The organism is Alistipes sp. AF14-19 (assembly GCF_003461645.1).
In the GTDB taxonomy this organism is placed as follows: Bacteria; Bacteroidota; Bacteroidia; order Bacteroidales; family Rikenellaceae; genus Alistipes; species Alistipes shahii.
Window position 1 is genome coordinate 1 of sequence record NZ_QTXM01000020.1, and the last position, 16,993, is coordinate 16,993.

The 16,993-nt window shown below is 46.5% G+C and carries 16 protein-coding genes and 1 pseudogene; 8 read left to right on the forward strand and 9 right to left on the reverse strand.

Annotated elements, in window-relative coordinates:
* From DWW03_RS13720 to DWW03_RS13740, 5 genes are all read left to right on the forward strand, one after another.
* On the forward strand, positions 1-1,167 hold a 1,167-nt coding region (locus DWW03_RS13720; protein WP_118406911.1), incomplete at its 5' end, for a tetratricopeptide repeat protein.
* A gap of 278 nt (positions 1,168-1,445) precedes the next feature.
* Complete coding sequence (locus DWW03_RS13725; RefSeq protein WP_019150833.1) at positions 1,446-1,820, forward strand: hypothetical protein; 375 nt, start codon at positions 1,446-1,448, stop codon at positions 1,818-1,820.
* 141 nt (positions 1,821-1,961) lie between these two features.
* Positions 1,962-2,582 carry a tail fiber domain-containing protein gene (locus tag DWW03_RS13730; protein WP_227901104.1) on the forward strand — a complete coding sequence of 207 codons (621 nt, stop codon included), beginning with the start codon at positions 1,962-1,964 and terminating at the stop codon, positions 2,580-2,582.
* A gap of 16 nt (positions 2,583-2,598) precedes the next feature.
* A complete protein-coding gene (locus DWW03_RS17005) occupies positions 2,599-4,401 on the forward strand; it encodes a S8 family peptidase (RefSeq protein WP_018695190.1) in 1,803 nt (600 codons plus the stop codon).
* 58 nt (positions 4,402-4,459) lie between these two features.
* Positions 4,460-5,254 (forward strand): class I SAM-dependent methyltransferase, encoded by a 795-nt coding sequence (locus tag DWW03_RS13740; RefSeq protein WP_019150831.1) that lies wholly within the window; start codon positions 4,460-4,462, stop codon positions 5,252-5,254.
* On the opposite strand, the gene DWW03_RS13745 is transcribed toward DWW03_RS13740, so the two are convergent.
* From DWW03_RS13745 to DWW03_RS13755, 3 genes are all read right to left on the reverse strand, one after another.
* Entirely contained in the window at positions 5,247-5,720 is a 474-nt protein-coding gene (locus DWW03_RS13745) for a hypothetical protein (protein WP_018695192.1), read from the reverse strand. The genes DWW03_RS13740 and DWW03_RS13745 overlap by 8 nt on opposite strands.
* 374 nt (positions 5,721-6,094) lie before the next feature.
* Positions 6,095-7,321, reverse strand: a complete 1,227-nt coding sequence (gene mobB / locus DWW03_RS13750; RefSeq protein WP_019150830.1) for a conjugal transfer protein MobB — start codon at positions 7,319-7,321, stop codon at positions 6,095-6,097.
* Complete coding sequence (locus tag DWW03_RS13755; RefSeq protein ID WP_018695194.1) at positions 7,306-7,725, reverse strand: mobilization protein; 420 nt, start codon at positions 7,723-7,725, stop codon at positions 7,306-7,308. The genes mobB and DWW03_RS13755 overlap by 16 nt, the downstream gene beginning before the upstream one ends.
* 457 nt (positions 7,726-8,182) lie before the next feature.
* Between DWW03_RS13755 and DWW03_RS13760 the strand changes: the two genes are divergently transcribed.
* Positions 8,183-8,701, forward strand: coding sequence for a DUF3408 domain-containing protein (locus DWW03_RS13760; RefSeq protein ID WP_018695195.1), 519 nt, complete (start codon positions 8,183-8,185; stop codon positions 8,699-8,701).
* Between the two features lie 256 nt (positions 8,702-8,957).
* Here DWW03_RS13760 and DWW03_RS13765 read toward each other — a convergent pair whose 3' ends face one another.
* Positions 8,958-10,187, reverse strand: a complete 1,230-nt coding sequence (locus tag DWW03_RS13765; protein WP_019150828.1) for a site-specific integrase — start codon at positions 10,185-10,187, stop codon at positions 8,958-8,960.
* A 263-nt stretch (positions 10,188-10,450) separates the two neighbouring features.
* Here DWW03_RS13765 and DWW03_RS13770 point away from each other — a divergent pair.
* Together DWW03_RS13770 and DWW03_RS13775 are read left to right on the forward strand one after the other, a co-directional pair.
* Positions 10,451-10,738 (forward strand): annotated as a pseudogene (locus DWW03_RS13770) (transposase); the annotation flags it as partial.
* A gap of 254 nt (positions 10,739-10,992) precedes the next feature.
* Positions 10,993-12,000, forward strand: a complete 1,008-nt coding sequence (locus tag DWW03_RS13775) for an IS110 family transposase (RefSeq protein WP_004307071.1) — start codon at positions 10,993-10,995, stop codon at positions 11,998-12,000.
* A gap of 863 nt (positions 12,001-12,863) precedes the next feature.
* Here DWW03_RS13775 and DWW03_RS16670 read toward each other — a convergent pair.
* The 5 genes from DWW03_RS16670 to DWW03_RS13805 form a co-directional block, all read right to left on the reverse strand.
* Complete coding sequence (locus DWW03_RS16670; protein WP_015547183.1) at positions 12,864-13,097, reverse strand: hypothetical protein; 234 nt, start codon at positions 13,095-13,097, stop codon at positions 12,864-12,866.
* Positions 13,094-14,023 carry an amidoligase family protein gene (locus DWW03_RS13790; RefSeq protein WP_011203107.1) on the reverse strand — a complete coding sequence of 310 codons (930 nt, stop codon included), beginning with the start codon at positions 14,021-14,023 and terminating at the stop codon, positions 13,094-13,096. The genes DWW03_RS16670 and DWW03_RS13790 overlap by 4 nt, the downstream gene beginning before the upstream one ends.
* 146 nt (positions 14,024-14,169) lie before the next feature.
* Entirely contained in the window at positions 14,170-14,958 is a 789-nt protein-coding gene (locus DWW03_RS13795; RefSeq protein WP_004329591.1) for a ParA family protein, read from the reverse strand.
* A 27-nt stretch (positions 14,959-14,985) separates the two neighbouring features.
* Positions 14,986-15,372: a DUF3408 domain-containing protein gene (locus DWW03_RS13800; RefSeq protein WP_004329592.1), complete on the reverse strand. Its 387-nt coding sequence runs from the start codon at positions 15,370-15,372 to the stop codon at positions 14,986-14,988.
* A 29-nt stretch (positions 15,373-15,401) separates the two neighbouring features.
* On the reverse strand, positions 15,402-15,818 hold the full coding sequence (locus DWW03_RS13805; protein WP_004329593.1) for a DUF3408 domain-containing protein: 417 nt from the start codon (positions 15,816-15,818) through the stop codon (positions 15,402-15,404).
* Between the last annotated feature and the right edge of the window lie 1,175 nt (positions 15,819-16,993).

Sequence of the window (16,993 nt, forward strand, 5' to 3'; positions counted from 1 at the left end):
AATTATCAAAGGGCTTTGTTTTATTATCAAGAAGCCTACGAAAACTATCAGGCTGCAAATAAAACCAAACACCAAGTCAGCGCTAAAATTGCCATTGCCGCTGTTTACTACATGGAGAACGAAGACGACAACGCGCTCCGGGATTATCGAGAAGCATTGAATCTATCCGAACAATTCGGGTATAAGGATTTTCAGGTGTACTGCCTGCGTTGTTTAATCGGGATTCTTTCGAACAAAGGCGTAACCAACGAAACCAACGATTATGTAGGCCGTTTTCTCCAGTTGTCGGATGATTTATCGCCGAATGATTGCTGTGTTTTGGGGGAATATTATTTGCGTATCAATAAACCGGACAGCGCCGAATATTATTTGAACGCAGCGATTTCAGCCAATATTGGAGGGCCGCGCGAAAACGATGCGGCAGCTAAAATTCTCCTTGCCGAAGCCTATACGCTAAATGAGGATTACCGAGCGGCCTGCTATATGCAGAAGGAGTGTCTTGCTTTATGTGATTCGATACATTTAAGCTATATGAATAATTCTGCGGCTGAAACCGAACTGCGATATAAAGACGAACGCTTGGAATTTGAACGCTATCGCTCCAGTGTAAGACAAAATGTAATTTATATTATCGCTTTGGTTTCAGTCATAGCGATCTGCGGCATTATTTATATCTTCTACCGCAGAAATAAGATGCAGAAACAAAGAATCGAGGAATATCTGACGCTGATTGAAGAACTAAATAAGACCAAATTGCAAATACCCGATGCCGCAAAAATTAGTGAACTGCTTAATACGCGCTTTCAAGTCCTGAAAGAACTTGCAAAAACCTATTACGAGTTTGAAAATTCCCCGGCTCTTACCAAGAAAGTCAAAGGCATTTTATCCGAAAAGATTTTGGATAAAACGATAATATCGGATTTAGAGAATACCCTAAATCAACAATACGATAATGTGATTTCTAATTTCAAGTCCGAATATCCGAAAATCAAGCCATGTTTCGTGGAATTGCTATGCCTGCTCTATGCCGGATTTTCACCGCAACAGATAAGCGTTATTACCAATGAAACGCTAAAAACAATATACATGCGGAAGTTCCATTTGAAAAAGAAAATAATAGCTTCGCATATTACAACCAAAGATGTGATTCTCAATATTATTTCGTAAATATCAGATAATCAATATTTTTGCCAGCAAAACTTGTTGACAATAAAGATTTGCTGGTAATTTGCTGATTTAGAGCATATTAGAGCAAGGCCCGAAAACTGAAAAATTTTCGGGCTTTTTGATGTGTATAATAGCCTGTATTTCAGGCAGGAATTCTCCTTGTTTGAAAAATTTTAGCGGCCCTTATTTTTTGGGTTTCGGGGACATTTGCTCTAATTTTGAAATACACAAATATCTCACTCTAAATCGAATAAACTTATGAAAAATTATCTTTTGCAATGTTCGTAATTGTAGGTTTGTTCATGCTGTTTTCCGGCATCCATTCAGTATATGGTGGCGGCAAGCAGCAAGCAAAAGAAGCGGTTATCGTCAAGCAGGTAAAAGTCGGCGGCGGCCCCGTTTGTCTATCAGAAAACACACCGCTTGTATTCTATGATCGTTCGATGGATATAATAGAGGTCATTTTTACATCGGGCACAGAGAGTAAAACGGGACTGTTGGTAATTTCCGGCAACTATGGTCAGGTTACAGAACAGTTCGACCTTTTCAACGGGAAAAGCATCATTCCGATCCCCGAACTGGAACCGGGATTTTACACGATCGAACTGTCGATAGACAAAAATATTTTTGCAGGTGATTTATTCATCGAATAACACAATGTAAGACAAAGAAAGGGAGGACAGAAGTAGCTACTAGTCGTATTGTCAGACTGCTAATCCACCATATTCCAAACTCTCTAGTGCAAGTCTTTATTACACACACAAAAATTCACTACTAACTTAAACTTCAAGGCCATGAAAAAAGTATTAGCATTAATTGTATTGTGTTTCATCGCATTTAATAGCCATGCACAATTAAGATATCAGAATGGTTATTTGGTTTATAACGCTATGGAGCGTTATAACGGATATATGACTAATTGGGAGGGTTGGGCACATTGTTGGAAATTCGGCGATCGGATGATAAAATTCGACCTCGGCCCCGCAGATTCGCGCGTTTCCAGCAACTCCGACAAACTCGTACTCTACGATACGGAGAATGGCGGTTTCATCGACCTGTACGCCCGTAACGTCTATACGAACTCCGATGCCGCTTCGAAAACTAATATCCAGTCGTTAGGTAACGCAATGGCAACCCTTGCGCAACTGCGTCCCGTATCGTTTGAATGGGCCGATAAGGCGCATTATTTCAAGACCAGCCGACGTTCGACGGGTATTTCCAATCCCAAAGAAATGGGATTCATTGCCCAAGAGATCGAGCAGGTACTTCCCGACATCGTGGCCGTGGATTGCGAGGGCCACCGCGTCGTAAATTACAGCGCATTGATTCCTCTGCTTACCAAGTCGATTCAGGAGCTTAACAGCCAGATCGAAACTCTGAAAGCAGAAATCGAAGCGCTCAAATCCGGAAAATAATTAAACGCCAATTATTATGAAAAGAATACTGAATATAATCGGTATTTTCTTTCTGTCGATAATAGTATTCACCAGTTGCCAGAAGTCGCCGGAAGAACTGAACGAGGGTTCTCCGCAAACGAGGGCCGCGGGTGTAACTGGAACCTATTATTGGTATAACGGAGAGAAAATTTACCTGACCCCGAAAAATGATAAACAGTTCATCCTTTTTAAAACATCGGATGCCAATAGTTTATCATCGCTCTTTACAGCGTCCGCACCGGGCACAAGCAAGGCGGAAACTTCTATGCAGAAAGTTGTTCTTTCATCTCATTTGGAGCCAATCGACGAAAACAACTCTTTGCCTGCGGAGGATTATAGTTGGGCTACGATTTCCACAAATGATTTAAACGCAGCGAAATCATCAGCTATAATTTATTCTGCCCCCTATTTCACGTTACCCGACGGAAAAGAAGCGGGATTGAGCCATCTATTTTATGTAAAAGTGAAATCTATAAAAGATTTGCGTACTCTCCAACAGTTCGCCGAAGAAAACAAAGTGACGATACTCGGCAGAAACGGATATATGCGTGACTGGTACACGCTTTCCTGCACCAATGAATCCGCAGGCAATGCGTTGGACATGGCTAACATATTTTATGAAACCGGGCTTTTCGAGGCTTGTCAGCCGGATTTGATGTGTGACGATGACTTATATGCCGTGGTAAACGATCCGCTTTACAGTTCGCAGTGGCATTTGAAAAACACGGCGACCGCTGGAGTAGACATTAACTTCGAAAACGCGCGGGCAGAAAGTTTAGGATCTGAAAACATTATTGTCGCTGTTGTCGATCATGGAATACAGTTAGATCACCCCGATTTGAATGTCCACACAATCAGCTACGACAGTGAAACCGGAACTCGTCCGAGCAAGGTTTATGGCACTCATGGGACTAATTGTTCTGGATTTATCAGTGCTAAAACCAATAATGGAATCGGCATCGCTTCAATAGCTCCTAACTGCAAACTGATGTCTATAAGTAATACGCTTATGGGAAATCCCGACAGTCGGCAGAAAAGGGCCGATGCAATCAATTTTGCCTGCAATAATGGCGCTGCCGTTATTTCGAATTCATGGGGTTCTTCGGTCAAATACCAAGTCATTGACGATGCTATTTCCAATGCGTTGAGAAACGGACGTTCGGGAAAGGGGTGCGTCGTTGTGTTTGCATCAGGCAATGATTATCAATCGACCGTTGGTTATCCGGCAAATTGTAATCCCGAAGTTATAGCGGTGGGTGCAATCAGCAGCAGCGGTATGCGGGCATCGTTCAGCAATTATGGTTCTGCTCTGGATGTTGTTGCACCGGGTGAGGATGTTATTACAACCACCACTAATAGCGGTTATTCATCCGCCATTAGCGGGACTTCGTTTGCTTGTCCGCTTGTCGCAGGGGTTGCCGCATTGGTTCTTTCCGTAAATCCGGATTTGACGCAAAAGCAGGTTGCGGATATTATCGAAAGTACGGCTAAAAAGTGTGGCAACTATTCCTATACGACCCAATCGGGCCACACCAACGGAACTTGGAACAACCAAATGGGCTATGGTTTGGTAGATGCTTACGCCGCTGTTATAAAGGCAAAAAACACAGGTTCTACCGTCTATTTCAACGACAAGACGGTAACAACCGATACTGTTATTTCGGGTGATGAGATTTCCGCGACGAACGTAACCGTTAAGAATAATGCCAAGCTGACGTTTACCAACGCCAAGAGCATTATTATCACACAACCTTTTACCGTCGAACTCACTTCGTCATTAGAACTTTCCTTACAGTAATTTTTACCGATAAGGCGGAGAATCGGATTCTCCGCCTTTGTTTTTTCAAATTTCCACCATGCAAACACGCCATCAGGATCGTTCCGCCTACTTTGAAGAAACAGCAACTTCCTGCCGGAACTATTATCTCCCTTACATTGAACAGCACACATCCTTGAAATTCGGCCGTAACTGCCGGGTAATGGAGGTCGGTTGCGGCTTTGGCGGCATTCTTTCCATTTTTGCGGCAAAGGGGGCCACGGTAACAGGAATAGATATTCATAAACCGTCAATCGAAACCGCAAAGACACTTTTCGCCGAAAGGGGGTTGAAAGGGACGTTTATCTGTTCGGACATTTTCGATTACAGCGACACACAACCTTACGACCTGATTATCCTGCACGATGCGTTGGAGCATATTCCCGAAAAAGAGCGGTTGATGTTGCATTTAAAATCCTTTTTGAAAGCTGACGGCCTTTTGTATCTGGGATTCCCCGCATGGCAAATGCCGTTCGGGGGACATCAGCAAATGGCGAAGAACCGGATTATCGCCAATTGTCCTTACATCCACCTGTTGCCCCGATCTCTTTTCCGTTTCGTGTTCAGGGCATGCGGCGAAAAGGAAAGTACTGTGAAATGTTTTTTTGAAATTCGGGATACGCGCATCACTATCGAGGGTTTCCATAAATTAGTAACGGCAACGGGATTACGTATAGTGAATCAGCGGCTATATTTCATAAACCCGAATTATCAAGTGAAATTCGGATTGAAACCGCGCATACTATCTCCAGTTATCGGGAAAATACCTTATGTGAGAAATTTTTTCACGACGACCTGCTACTATCTGCTGGCAAAGCAGGAGGAGGCTAATTAATCTCCAGATCGAGCGATATTTTCGCTTCGCTCGGAACAAACGGAACCAACTGCGCTACACGCCATTTCGGGGCTTCGGTGGTGTCGTTCAGCAGAAAAGTTACGGAATATATATATTGAGCATCCGCCTTTACAAAGTTTTTTTTGACGCTTTCGATTCCGTTTGTGGCCTGTCCTGCAACCAAAAGGAGCGTGTTCTTTTCGAAGTCTATATCTTCGGGCAATTTGTCGTTGGGAAATATAAAATCCGCCAGTTCCGCTTGGCTGCGAATCACGATCAGTTGATTGGCGGGCGTTTCAGCCCAGTTCCAAAGAGGATTCAGCGTATAATCGGCGCAGGACAAAGTAGTAGCGTTTCCCTGCGTATTATCATCTGGGGTATCAGTCTTTGTTTGATTCATCTCCACGGACGTACAACCCGTCACGGTAAACAGAGCCATTGCGATAAGACAAATGATCTTTTTCATAGCTTTGGTTTTTCAGTTTGACGATCAAATAGCGTTCCCGATTTTTATTTCGGCACAGCATCCTTGCGCATATCGTCTGAAATATAAGGTATTCATTTACAAAGATAAGAATTTTGGATAAGAAACAAACTATTTAAATAAAAAGCCGGACTTTATGGCTCCTGTTTGACATTATTATAGCGACTTCCACATAACGAAAACAACTGCGTCAATCAATCCTCTTCCTTTCGAAGGATTCGACATTGACATTGAAAATACGCCCTTCATATCTGATGCTCGACATCATATATCCCGTAATGTGAGGCATGCCGTGATTAAAATGAATGATGCAACCCTGTGAACATATCATATAATTTTTAATACATCTATATCCCTTACTTATGTGATCTCCGTTTTTTTCGCCGTTGTATCAGCCGTTGCTGTTCTTCATAAGCCCGCGTGTCGGCCAAATCCAATACCGTATCGACAATGCCAGAAATAGGATTGGCGGCATGGTTTTGCTCTTCGTGTTTCTGTTCCGCTTGTCGTTCTGCAACCTGCCGCACCTCTTTCGGAGCCGGATACAATTCGTTGAAGACATTCGCCGAAAACTCTTTGCCCAATACCGACCCGTTGGCAACGATACCTTTGTTATGGTCAATGAAAGTCACGCCATAGATTCTGCCGACCGGGTTGATGCGAAAGATCGCGTCGATGTTCTCCGCTTTGAGCAACTGCCGAAACTCGTCCCGTGTATTGTTCGGACTCATAGCATCTTTGACCGTTTGCCGCAGCTGGTCGAGTGTGCCTTCTTTTTTCAGTTTTATTTTCGAGTTTTCATAATACCTTTGAAGGGCTTTATAACCTACATCTTTCCCTATTTTGCTCGATTTGAACGGCGTGCCGATTCCATATCCGTCGTCGGTCAGGGCACCGTAGATAATCCCCGCATAATTTCTGCCGTCGATAGTTCCCGTACGTTCTTCGACCGAAATATTGAAGCGTTCCAGCAGCGTGCGAAACTCTCCGTAGGACGAGCATTTGTAATTTCGCAGGCACGACCGGACGACGGACGAGATCCGTTGCTTGACATTCCCCTCGGGATAATTCACTTTCCGCAGGCCCTCCCTGTCCGTCAGTTCCTGCCCCTTGACACTCGGCTGCAGGCCGTATTTACACTCCAGATCACGCAATATCTCCATCGAACGTCGGGCCTCGAAATCATGCGGGAGTTTGCGGCCCTGCTCATCGACGCGCAGCGACACGATATGGAGATGCTCTCTGGAAATGTCCTTGTGCTTGAAAACGATATAAGGCTGTTCGCCGTAACCCATGCGTTCCATGTACTCACAGGCGATTTTCCGGAGCTGTTCGTCTGTCAGCCTGTCCTCCGGTGAAGGGTTCAGCGAGGCATGGAAAACCGTGTTCGTAGTCCTGCGGTTGGCTTCGAGGTACGGCATGAAGCTCTCCATGCAGACGTCAATATCAAGGCGTCCGCATTTATCGTATGGTTCGAGCATCTTCTGCCAAAGCAGCACCTCGGCTTCATCCTTATCCACTTTCTCCTTATTGTAGTATAACGCTCCACCGGGCGAGGAGCCCGATCTTATATTCGCAACCATTCCTTAGCCTGTTTTGTGAGGTTCAGAATCTCGATGCTCAGGGCCTTCAACTCGCGGGTTCGCTGCTCCAGCATAGCGATCTGATGCGGGATAGCAACGTTAGAAAAGTGCGCGTTGATGGCTTTTACAATCTGGTTATAGTTGTTCCCGAGCTTTTGAAATTGGAAATAAAAGTCATTCAGACGGGCAATAAACTGCACTTTCGAAGGGTCGCGTTTAACGACAACGAACTCCTCGCCGAAGATGCGTTTTACGATAAATCGGCTGCGGTTATGCTCCAATCCCGCCTTACAAAGCATCTGCTTAAAGCGGATATTCTCTTCCGTGGTGAGTTTGAAATTATACCTGTGGATTCTGGGATCTGTCGTTGTCGGGCGTCCGATCCTCTTTTTTGTGGTTGTCATCAGTCTGGTAGTTTAAGTGGCGTGACTCGGGAACGCCACCCGGCCTCGCAGAGCGAGCACCTTTCGTATGCCGAAAAACTTTTCGGCATACAAAGGTACAGCTCGCTGTTTCTTTGCAGAAACAAAAATCCGCGCCGGAGAATTTCTATCGAAAGTTTGAAAACTCCTCCGTTACGGCTTCCGGGGACGGGTCGGTTCCCGGTGCAATATTACAACCGTCCGGGCGCAAAAAAAAGCCATCGGTGCGGACTGGAGCGGTCGTGAGCGGACATCGGAACCGAGGTATTTCAGTCGGTTGTATCTTGCAGCATGAAAGGTCGGTTTTCTTATTCCGGTCATTATCCCGATATAAACCGCATGAAACGGAAAACGGTATTTTGAATGGTTTAAAACATAAAACCGGACATACACGCTTTACGACAGTATAGCTAACAATCAATCTCAAAAACGTTGCACCATGGATTCATTGAAAGAAACAGACAAACCTGCACCCAATCCTTCTAAACATCCCCGTATCGAAGTCGACGAGGAGCTGATGCGTCAGATGATCGCCGGACAGGCCCCTTTGGATTCGAAAGTCGTCCGCAGGATTCCCGAACCGGAAGAGGAAGATACGGACACTCCTGAGGGAAACACATCGGAAACGGTATCCGGAGTATCGGCACCGACTGCTGAAAAAACAGACGTCGGCACCCAAACGACTCCCGTAAAGGAGTCTTCCGGATTCCGGCGTAAAAAGATCGCGCTGCCGGATTTCGAACGCACGTTCTTCGCGTCGGTGGATTGCCGTAACCGCTCGGCGATCTATGTCAGTACCCGAACCAAGCACAAAGTGTCGGAAATACTCCACCTGTTGGGTGATGACACGACAAGGCTTACGGCTTTGGCCGACAATATGCTGCGCTTCGTAATCGCAATTTACAGCGACGAGCTGAATTATCTCCACGAAAAAAAGAACAACAGACGACCGTTTTGAACAGGCAATGCAATGACCGGTTACTTCGGGCTTCTGATATGCGTGCTGCGGAGCAGCCGCCCGTTGGGTAGCGTCCGGGGCGCAGAAAGTCGCCTATTCCGACGGTAGCGGCCAGCAAAATGCCGGAGATGGAAATACGCAAGGCTCGCCTTTCGGGCGATTCGCATGGCCTTGCGGATTTTCAGCTCCGGTGTTTAATTCCCTGCCGGCGGAAATAGGGAATATTAGATATACGATATTCCGGGATAACGCCGGGTTATTGCGCAATCTTGAAGACGCTGTCGAGTTTTTCGCTCAACGCCGCCATATCCTGCCCGATTTTGTCATTGGTAATTTGGGCGTAGATTTGGGTCGTGGTGATATGTTTATGTCCCAGCATCTTGCTGACCGTTTCCAGAGGTACGCCCTGCGTAAGCGTGACCGTTGTGGCAAAGGTATGCCGCGCCATGTGGATCGTCGGGTTGAACGACAGACCAGCATGTCTGGCAACATGACGTAACGACATGTTCAGTGTTTTATAAGTGCCTTTAAGCGGAAAAACCTTCTTGCTTGTGCGATATGTATCCTTATAACGCTTGTAGAGCATTTCAGCGACGGGAAGGAGCTTGACACGGAACTGCGTACCTGTCTTTTGCCGTTTGTCGATGATCCAATGATCCCCGTTGTCGTCCGTGTGAATATCGGCGTGAGTCAGCTTTGCAACGTCCGAATGGCTCAGGCCCGTAAAGGCGCAGAAAACGAAGACATCCCGGTTGATGCCTGTTCGGTAGTTGGGAAGTTCGACGTCCATGACGGCCTGCAATTCCGAAGCGGACAAATAGCGTCGTTCGGCGTATTGGGGTCTGACATGGAACCCCGCGAAAGGATCGACAGAAATCCAGCCGTTCTTATACGCCGTGTAGGTCATCAGACGCAGTTTCTTGACTCCGGCACAGATCGTCCCGGAAGCAAGCCCCTTTACCGTAGAGAGGTAGACGACGAACTTTTCGATAAAATCCCGCTTCAGCTCTTTGAAAGGAATGTCCTTGACGTGGTATTCGTATTCGAGGAAAGCGGCGAGACGCCTGCGACGCAGACAGTAATCCTCGTAGGTGGAATAGGCGCGGTCTTTGCCCACACGTTTGAGAAAGCCTGCGAGGTATTCGTCAAAAGTCTGCAACAGCAGGCGGCAGTCGTCACCCATACCGAGGAAGGCGTTGCGAACCTTTTCGGCCGTGACATACGAATCACGGTCGCAGAGGCGTTGGTATTGCTTGCCGATATTGGTCTTGATATTTTCCAGCTTCTCGTTGATGCGCTGCGATTCGAGGCTCTTACCTGCCGCCTTGTTCGCTTTGGCATCCCAGAGAGAAGAACGAACGGTGAGTTTGCAGCTGAACTGCGACATCGTGCCGTTGATGGTGATACGGCCCATAATGGGAACCTGACCCGATTTCTCGGCTTGCCTTTTCACATAGAAAAGGACTTTGAAAGTGCTGCGTTGCATAATAACTTGAACTTTTGGATGGGTTAAACGTAAATGTCAAGTTATTTGTTATGCGGAAATTCGATGCAACGAACTGAAAACAAATGCCTTAAATGCAAATCAAAGCATTTCGGGCAGGTAACGGATAAGTAACATAACTTACCGTCAAACCTGCCCGATTCTGCAATTTTATTGCTCGGAACACATGCAGAACAAAGAATTAAATACCTGTAAACAAGATATTTACTATTTTCTGCATATTCGATTACCTACAACACCCCGGCTATCTGGGCCTGTCACCTATTTACCAACAGTTCGGTACGTCAGTCAATGTCAAAGGTCACATCAACCAGAACGGGGATTCAAACCTCAGAAGCCAGCTCTATGTGGCGGCTTTCTCGTCACTCAGGTGTAATGCCGAGTGCAAGGCTTGTTTCGACCGTTTGCGGTCTAACGGCAAGCCAGGCAAGGTGGCGGTCGTTGCTGTCGCCAACAAACTTATAAGGCAAGCCTTCGCTGTGGTCACGCAAGGAAAACCGTATGTCGATGGGTTCAAGTCCGAGAAACCGTAAATACTCATCTGCGGAGGGAACGCCATGCGGCAACCTTAGATTTGCAGCATCAAAATATTTATCTTTGAATTGATATTGAAAGGAAAGCAAAAGGAAAACCATCAGCGGCAATAGAAGTCAAGTCTAAGTCCCTATTCGGTCCTTTTGCTCCTTCCTTGAACTCAAACCCATATAAGAATTTCAGTAAACCTGTTTAAGATTATTAGGTCAAGTTCAGGTCCTTTCTTTTTTGTTTAATGTTCAAAAACAAAAGTATGAAAGTTTTTTATTTAGGAGTTGATGTGAGTAAGAAAAAATTGGATTTATGTTTAAGGAGTAACGGTAAGGACATCCTTTATGATGTTATTCCTAATGATCTATCCTCTATTAAATCTTGGTTAACAAGAACGTTTGAGAAATTTTTCCTCTCTGAGGACAGTTTGGTTGTCTGTGCGGAACATACAGGGCAATATACCTATCCTTTGGTCTGTGCAACAAAAAGTATAGGAGTCTACTTATGTTTGGAAGATGCAGCTAAAATAAAATATTGTCATGGAATACCTCGTGGCAAAAATGATAAAATAGATGCCTGCCGAATAGCAATGTATGCAGAAAGATATAATGATTGCCTACAACCGTATACCGCATCAGAGCTTATAATACAAAAACTCAAAAACTTATCAACAGAACGCAGTATGCTTGTTGCAGATAGGGCTAAATATCAATCCCAGCTAAAAGATCAGGTAGACTATATGGAACACTCAATATATATTGCTAAATGCAATAGAGTTGAAGGGATTATCAATACATTTACGGATTACATAGCACAAATAGACCTTGAAATAAAAGAACTTATAAATCAAGCACCTGTCATTGCTCATCAAATGGATTTACTCATGTCTGTGGATGGAGTTGGGGAACGTGTTGCACTGAAGATGATCATGGAAACAGATGCTTTCACTTCTTTTACTGATCCCAGGAAGTTTTGCTGTCATGCAGGAGTTGTTCCGTTCGTCTATGTGTCAGGAAGTAGCCAACGTTCTAAAAATAGAGTATCTAATAGGGCTGACAAAAGCATCAAGCATTTGCTACATATGGCGGCACTATCTGTTTCACAAGTGAAAAATAGTCCATTGAAGAAATATTATGACAGAAAGGTCGAAGAGGGAAAAAATAAGATGTCGGTTCTGAATGCAGTTAGAGCGAAATTAGTTACGATTATGTTCGCTGTAATTAGGACGGATGCTTTTTTTTCGAGAAATTATCAAAATTCGCTTGCGTAATCCATAAGAATAGGGGCTGAGCAGTCAGCCCCGACGAGCTTTCCATGCACGACAACTGCATAAATATACTAATTATCGTTAACCATATTCAGTTTTCTTATTATAGTCCATTTTTCTTTCCATTTTAAATAGCTTCCTGTCAGAAACTCAAATTATTGAAATACAGTTCAAAATACTTTCCAAAGGCACTTCCGGCTGGGTGTCGTGGTTTCCGACTCCCCCTCCGGAGCTGTTTGAAGAAGGAGTTCAATATATTTTTTACCGTTTCTCCGTTATCGCCTTTTTACTTTCCGACCGGTGATGAAAAGTCCTTGTGGGCGCCACCTCTTTCCGGTCCCCGGAAATGCGGTTCAAATATGAACCTTTAGCAGCAACGTATATCCGGCATCTTCTTCCCGTCGATATGATACGGATTTGGGGGTTCCTTTCAATGCTGTCCATAACCATAACTTCTGATTTATACATTAATTCCATGTGATAACCGGGTGTTTGGTCAGGCGGACGTTCCCGGTGGCGGATTGTCGTCCTACGTCGCAAAGAAAAAAAGAGTAAATGTATGAGGGAATACCTTGTCAGTTATAGTCATATATAGACATAAATAGTCAATGCCGGCAAAAGATATGACAAATGGCAGTCCGGCGAGAGCCCGGGATTCTTCCCGATATTGCCGGGATTGTGTGTAAAAGTACGACAATCCGTTGATAGCAGTATGAAAAGAGAAAAAAATGATTGAGGAAGGAGGTCGTGAAACCAGCCTCCGGAAAACAGGATACGGCGGAGATCAGATACCGTGAAAAAAGAAAAAAATCCCCACCGGAGATGAATGAACCGGCAGGGAACGTAACAATAAAGGAACGGGCCTCTCAGCCCTTGATGTAACCGTACTTTTTCAGGTCGTCCATGAAATGCTCCGGCGTGTCGGTCCTCACCGTCACCCCGTGCAGTTCCCTGTACCGCCCGGAGAAATTCACCATGTACTCCTCGTCGGTGCACTCGCTGTCAAACCAGCTGCCCTCACGCAGGAGGCGTACAAACTCGGAAGGGCCGGAAGCGGCAATCCTGCCGCCGTCCGCCAAAATATACATATGCTTGTTCATGCCGATAATTTTTTAGTCCTCAATTTATAATATAGTTTCTGCTCACTGTCCAGGAAGGGGATGTCACTGAGCGTGGTGGCCGCAGGCACATGTTCCCTTGTGGCAAAGGTAACCAATTTGTGGAGAAACAGCACCCAGTTACGCATTTTTGTGAAGTTGGTCGTTCCCGAATGCTGGCGGAACTCGACCGTCTTGTGCCGTGAGTAGGCCTCGAGGTTCACCTTATGGTAACGGTCGCCGATCCTTCCTTTCAACTCGTCCACAGTCCGGGCGGAACGTATCATCTCATCAGAGACGTGCCCCAGTCCGCGGCAATAGCGGTTGTCCCTACGGGAGGCCGGCATGAACCGGTCGATGACCGGTTCCAGATGCTTGTAGCTCAAAGCCAGGTTACGCCAGGTCTCCATGTTGAAACCGGTGGCATCGATATACACGTGAAGACCGCAGCTCTCGTTCACTTTCACGTCACACAAGTCAAGCACCCAGCAGACCTTCTCCAGTTCCCGCAGTCCGGTTTCACCGACCAGGATCGGACTGAGCAGCTCGAAGGTGTCGTTGCCGCTCAGGCTGCTGTCCGTCACGAGCTTCCAATGCGGACGGGTGGTATGGTTATAACCTTCCACCGTAACCTCGATGCCGGCTTCCTTGAGCTCGCGTGCAAGCCGTTCACGGGAACAGTTGTAGGCCTCGATCTCGATACCGAACTTGCGGTTGAAAGCATAGTCCAACGCAGCTGTCGACGGATGGATATTCGGACCGTCCCCACACTCATTCATCCGGCGCAGGGCATTCACCACAAAACCGTAATTGCCGTTGGTTACCATTCTTGCGATTTCCGCGCGGGGAACACCTAAAAGATACAGCTGCCGGATCTTGCTTGTCTTTGTTGTCTCTTGTGCTAAAATGCTTCTAATTTGCTCGTTCATAACTTGTTACCTCCTTTATTATTACACTACTAAGGTAATGCTTTCATAGGAGAAATCGTAATTATAAGAGCTTTATTATCATGCTATTAGCTTACTTTATCTTAGGCTAAAAGTCCTTATTTAAGGTGTCTATACCCTGACATCCGCTACCGGTCGGTATCGGGTTCCTCCAGGCCGATGGTACGGCATATCTCCTCCACCAGTTCAGGAAGGCCGGAGCCTTTCTCCTGATGGGGATCGGGTGGAAACAGCGTGGAACGGAAGACACCCTTGCAGACAGGGTCCGCCTCCCTGTTGTAGCGGAGGGTGTTCGGAATGTGTGAGGACAGCAGCCGCAGCCCCATCTTGTCGATGACCCGGTTCCAGGCGTCATACAGGTCCTTCCGCCCCCTCCTGTCCACCATGTTCCAGAACAGCCAGGTCCCTTTCAGGTTGCAGTTCTTCCTGGCGACCAGCTCCTCTTCCAGAGCCTTGGTAAACTGCAGGGAACTCTGCATGACGATGTTGTCCGCCTTGAGCGGGACGAAAATGTAGTCCATCGCGGCAACAGTATAGACCACCCCCTCGCTGCGGAGCGTTCCGGGAAGGTCGAAAAGCACGATATCGAAAGTTTCCCCCTTTTCGTCCATATAACGATGCAGGTCCTCCACCGCCTTTTCCGGATCGCTTTTGATGACCGGATAGGCAGGCTTCCGGATTCTCTCGTGCTGCCGGTAAAGGCTCACCTTCAGGTCGTCATTTTTCATGACACTCTCCATGTCCCTCTCACGCATCAGGGCGATGCTGTGCTGCGGGTAGTCACAGTCCACAACCGCCACACGCAGGCCTTTGCGGTAATGCAGCACACTGGCCAGCAGTACCGTAAAGACGGATTTTCCCACGCCACCCTTCTGGCTGGCGACGGCAACCAACAACTCTTTTTCTTTTTTCATCATACTTCTTGCATTAAATGTTAAACACTATTATGACCGGTCGGGCAGGGACTCTTCCAGAATCATCTCCACCGTTTCCCTGTATTCTTCCAGATGCCGCGATACAAGGTGGTTGATGAACCCCTCCAGCGTGACCGTTCCATTTCTCGAGGCTCCCGCCAGGATGGACAGTTTCCGGTGCAGGGCGGCAGGAATATGCAGTGACCGGCGCTGCACGCCCGCAATGCCATGCAGGTATTCCTCCCCATAGACGGACGGCTGCATGGGGCCGCTTTTCCTTGCGGGACGCATTATGTCGTTACCGGACGTTCCACGTCCCTTCCGGGGACAGGCAGGTGCTTCCCCCATGATCTCACGGATGCGGTCCGCGTCCATCCCGCCGGGACCCATCCGGTCTTTTACGTTCTTTCCTGTCATGATATATCTTCTTGGACAATGACAACATTTTATCGGCGGGCCGGTTCTCCCGGCTGCCCGTCCTCATCCCAGGGACGGTAGACCTCACCGAGCAGGGCGGCGATATCCTCCCTATGTTCCTCCATATGGAGCTCCAGCAGCCGGATGATAAACCCGGAGATGCTGCCGCAACCGGCGGCCCTGACCAGCATGGCGATCCGGCGGTGCAGCCTCCCGTCAATATACGCGGTCTTCCACTCCACAGACTTGGGAGCGGGAACCAGAAACCTCCTCTTGTATTCTTCCGGGGCTGTCACTTTCCCTGCACGGACCTGCCTTTCATGACCCGGCATATCCACCGCCGGTTCCGGGGATGGGGAAACGGGAGCTGACAGAAGGTTTCCCGTGAGTCCGACCCTCTCGAGAACGATATCGGAAAGCCGGTTCTTTTCCTTTTCTGAATCCATTGTCTTAAAATCTTAAATTATTAAATTACACAACTGGCATTGTTTCGGAATACAAAATAAAAAAAGAAGAGGACAGGACGGAACCACCTGTCACTTATAGTCATCCAAAGTCGGGGATTGTCATGATACACATGACGGGGGGACGAACATATGGTTCCATCCGGATGGTTCTTCCCATGCAGGAGTGACGTCAGAATCCTACTGTCCGTAGCGGCGTGGAAAAGCGGCGGGATTCCGTTCCTTGTCCACCGCCCCTTTCAAATCCTTATGGGCAGGTGTGGGAGCATGCATCCGTCCTGATACGGATTCTTGAATTATCGGTCTGTGGAAGTGTAAAAATATCAATCCGTTAATGGAGACAAGGAAGAAAAAACATAAGGCGTACACGGCTACATGCACGTTCTCCATTTGCAGAAGTGTAGAAGTGACAATCCATTAATGGAGACAATGAAGGAAAACCATAAGGCATACACGGTTACATGCCCATTCTCCATTTGCAGAAGTGTAGAAGTAACAATCCGTCAAAGGAGACAGTGAAGGAAGGCCATAAAGCATATACGGTTCACTGCCCATTCTCCATTTGTAGAAGTGTAAAAGTAACAATCCGTCAAAGGAGACAGTGAAGGAAAGCCATAAGGCATATACGATTCACTGCCCATTCTCCATTTGCAGAAGTGTAGAAGTAACAATCCGTCAAAGGAGACAATGAAGGAAAACCATAAGGCATACACGGTTACATGCTCATTCTTCATTTGCAGATGTGTAGAAGTAGCAATCCATCAATGGAGACAAGGAAAAGAAACCATAAGACATACACGGTTACATGCCCATTCTTCATTTGCAGATGTGTATAAGTAGCAATCCGTTAATGGAGACAATGAAGGAAAGCCATAAGGCATATACGGTTCACAGCCCATTCTCCTTTTGTAGATGTGTAAAAGTAACAATCCATTAATGGAGACAATGAAGAAAAACAATAAGGTGTATACGGCTACCTGCCATTCTCCATTTGCAGAAGTGTAAAAATAACAATCCATTAATGGAGAATAGGGTATGGAAAGGGCAGATTTCCAGTACATACGTCTCCCTTATTCCTGAATTATGGGCGTAAGTCACATGATTCAGGAGAGACAGCCACCTTTTTATGGGGAGAGCAGCCGGCAAATGCCTGATGG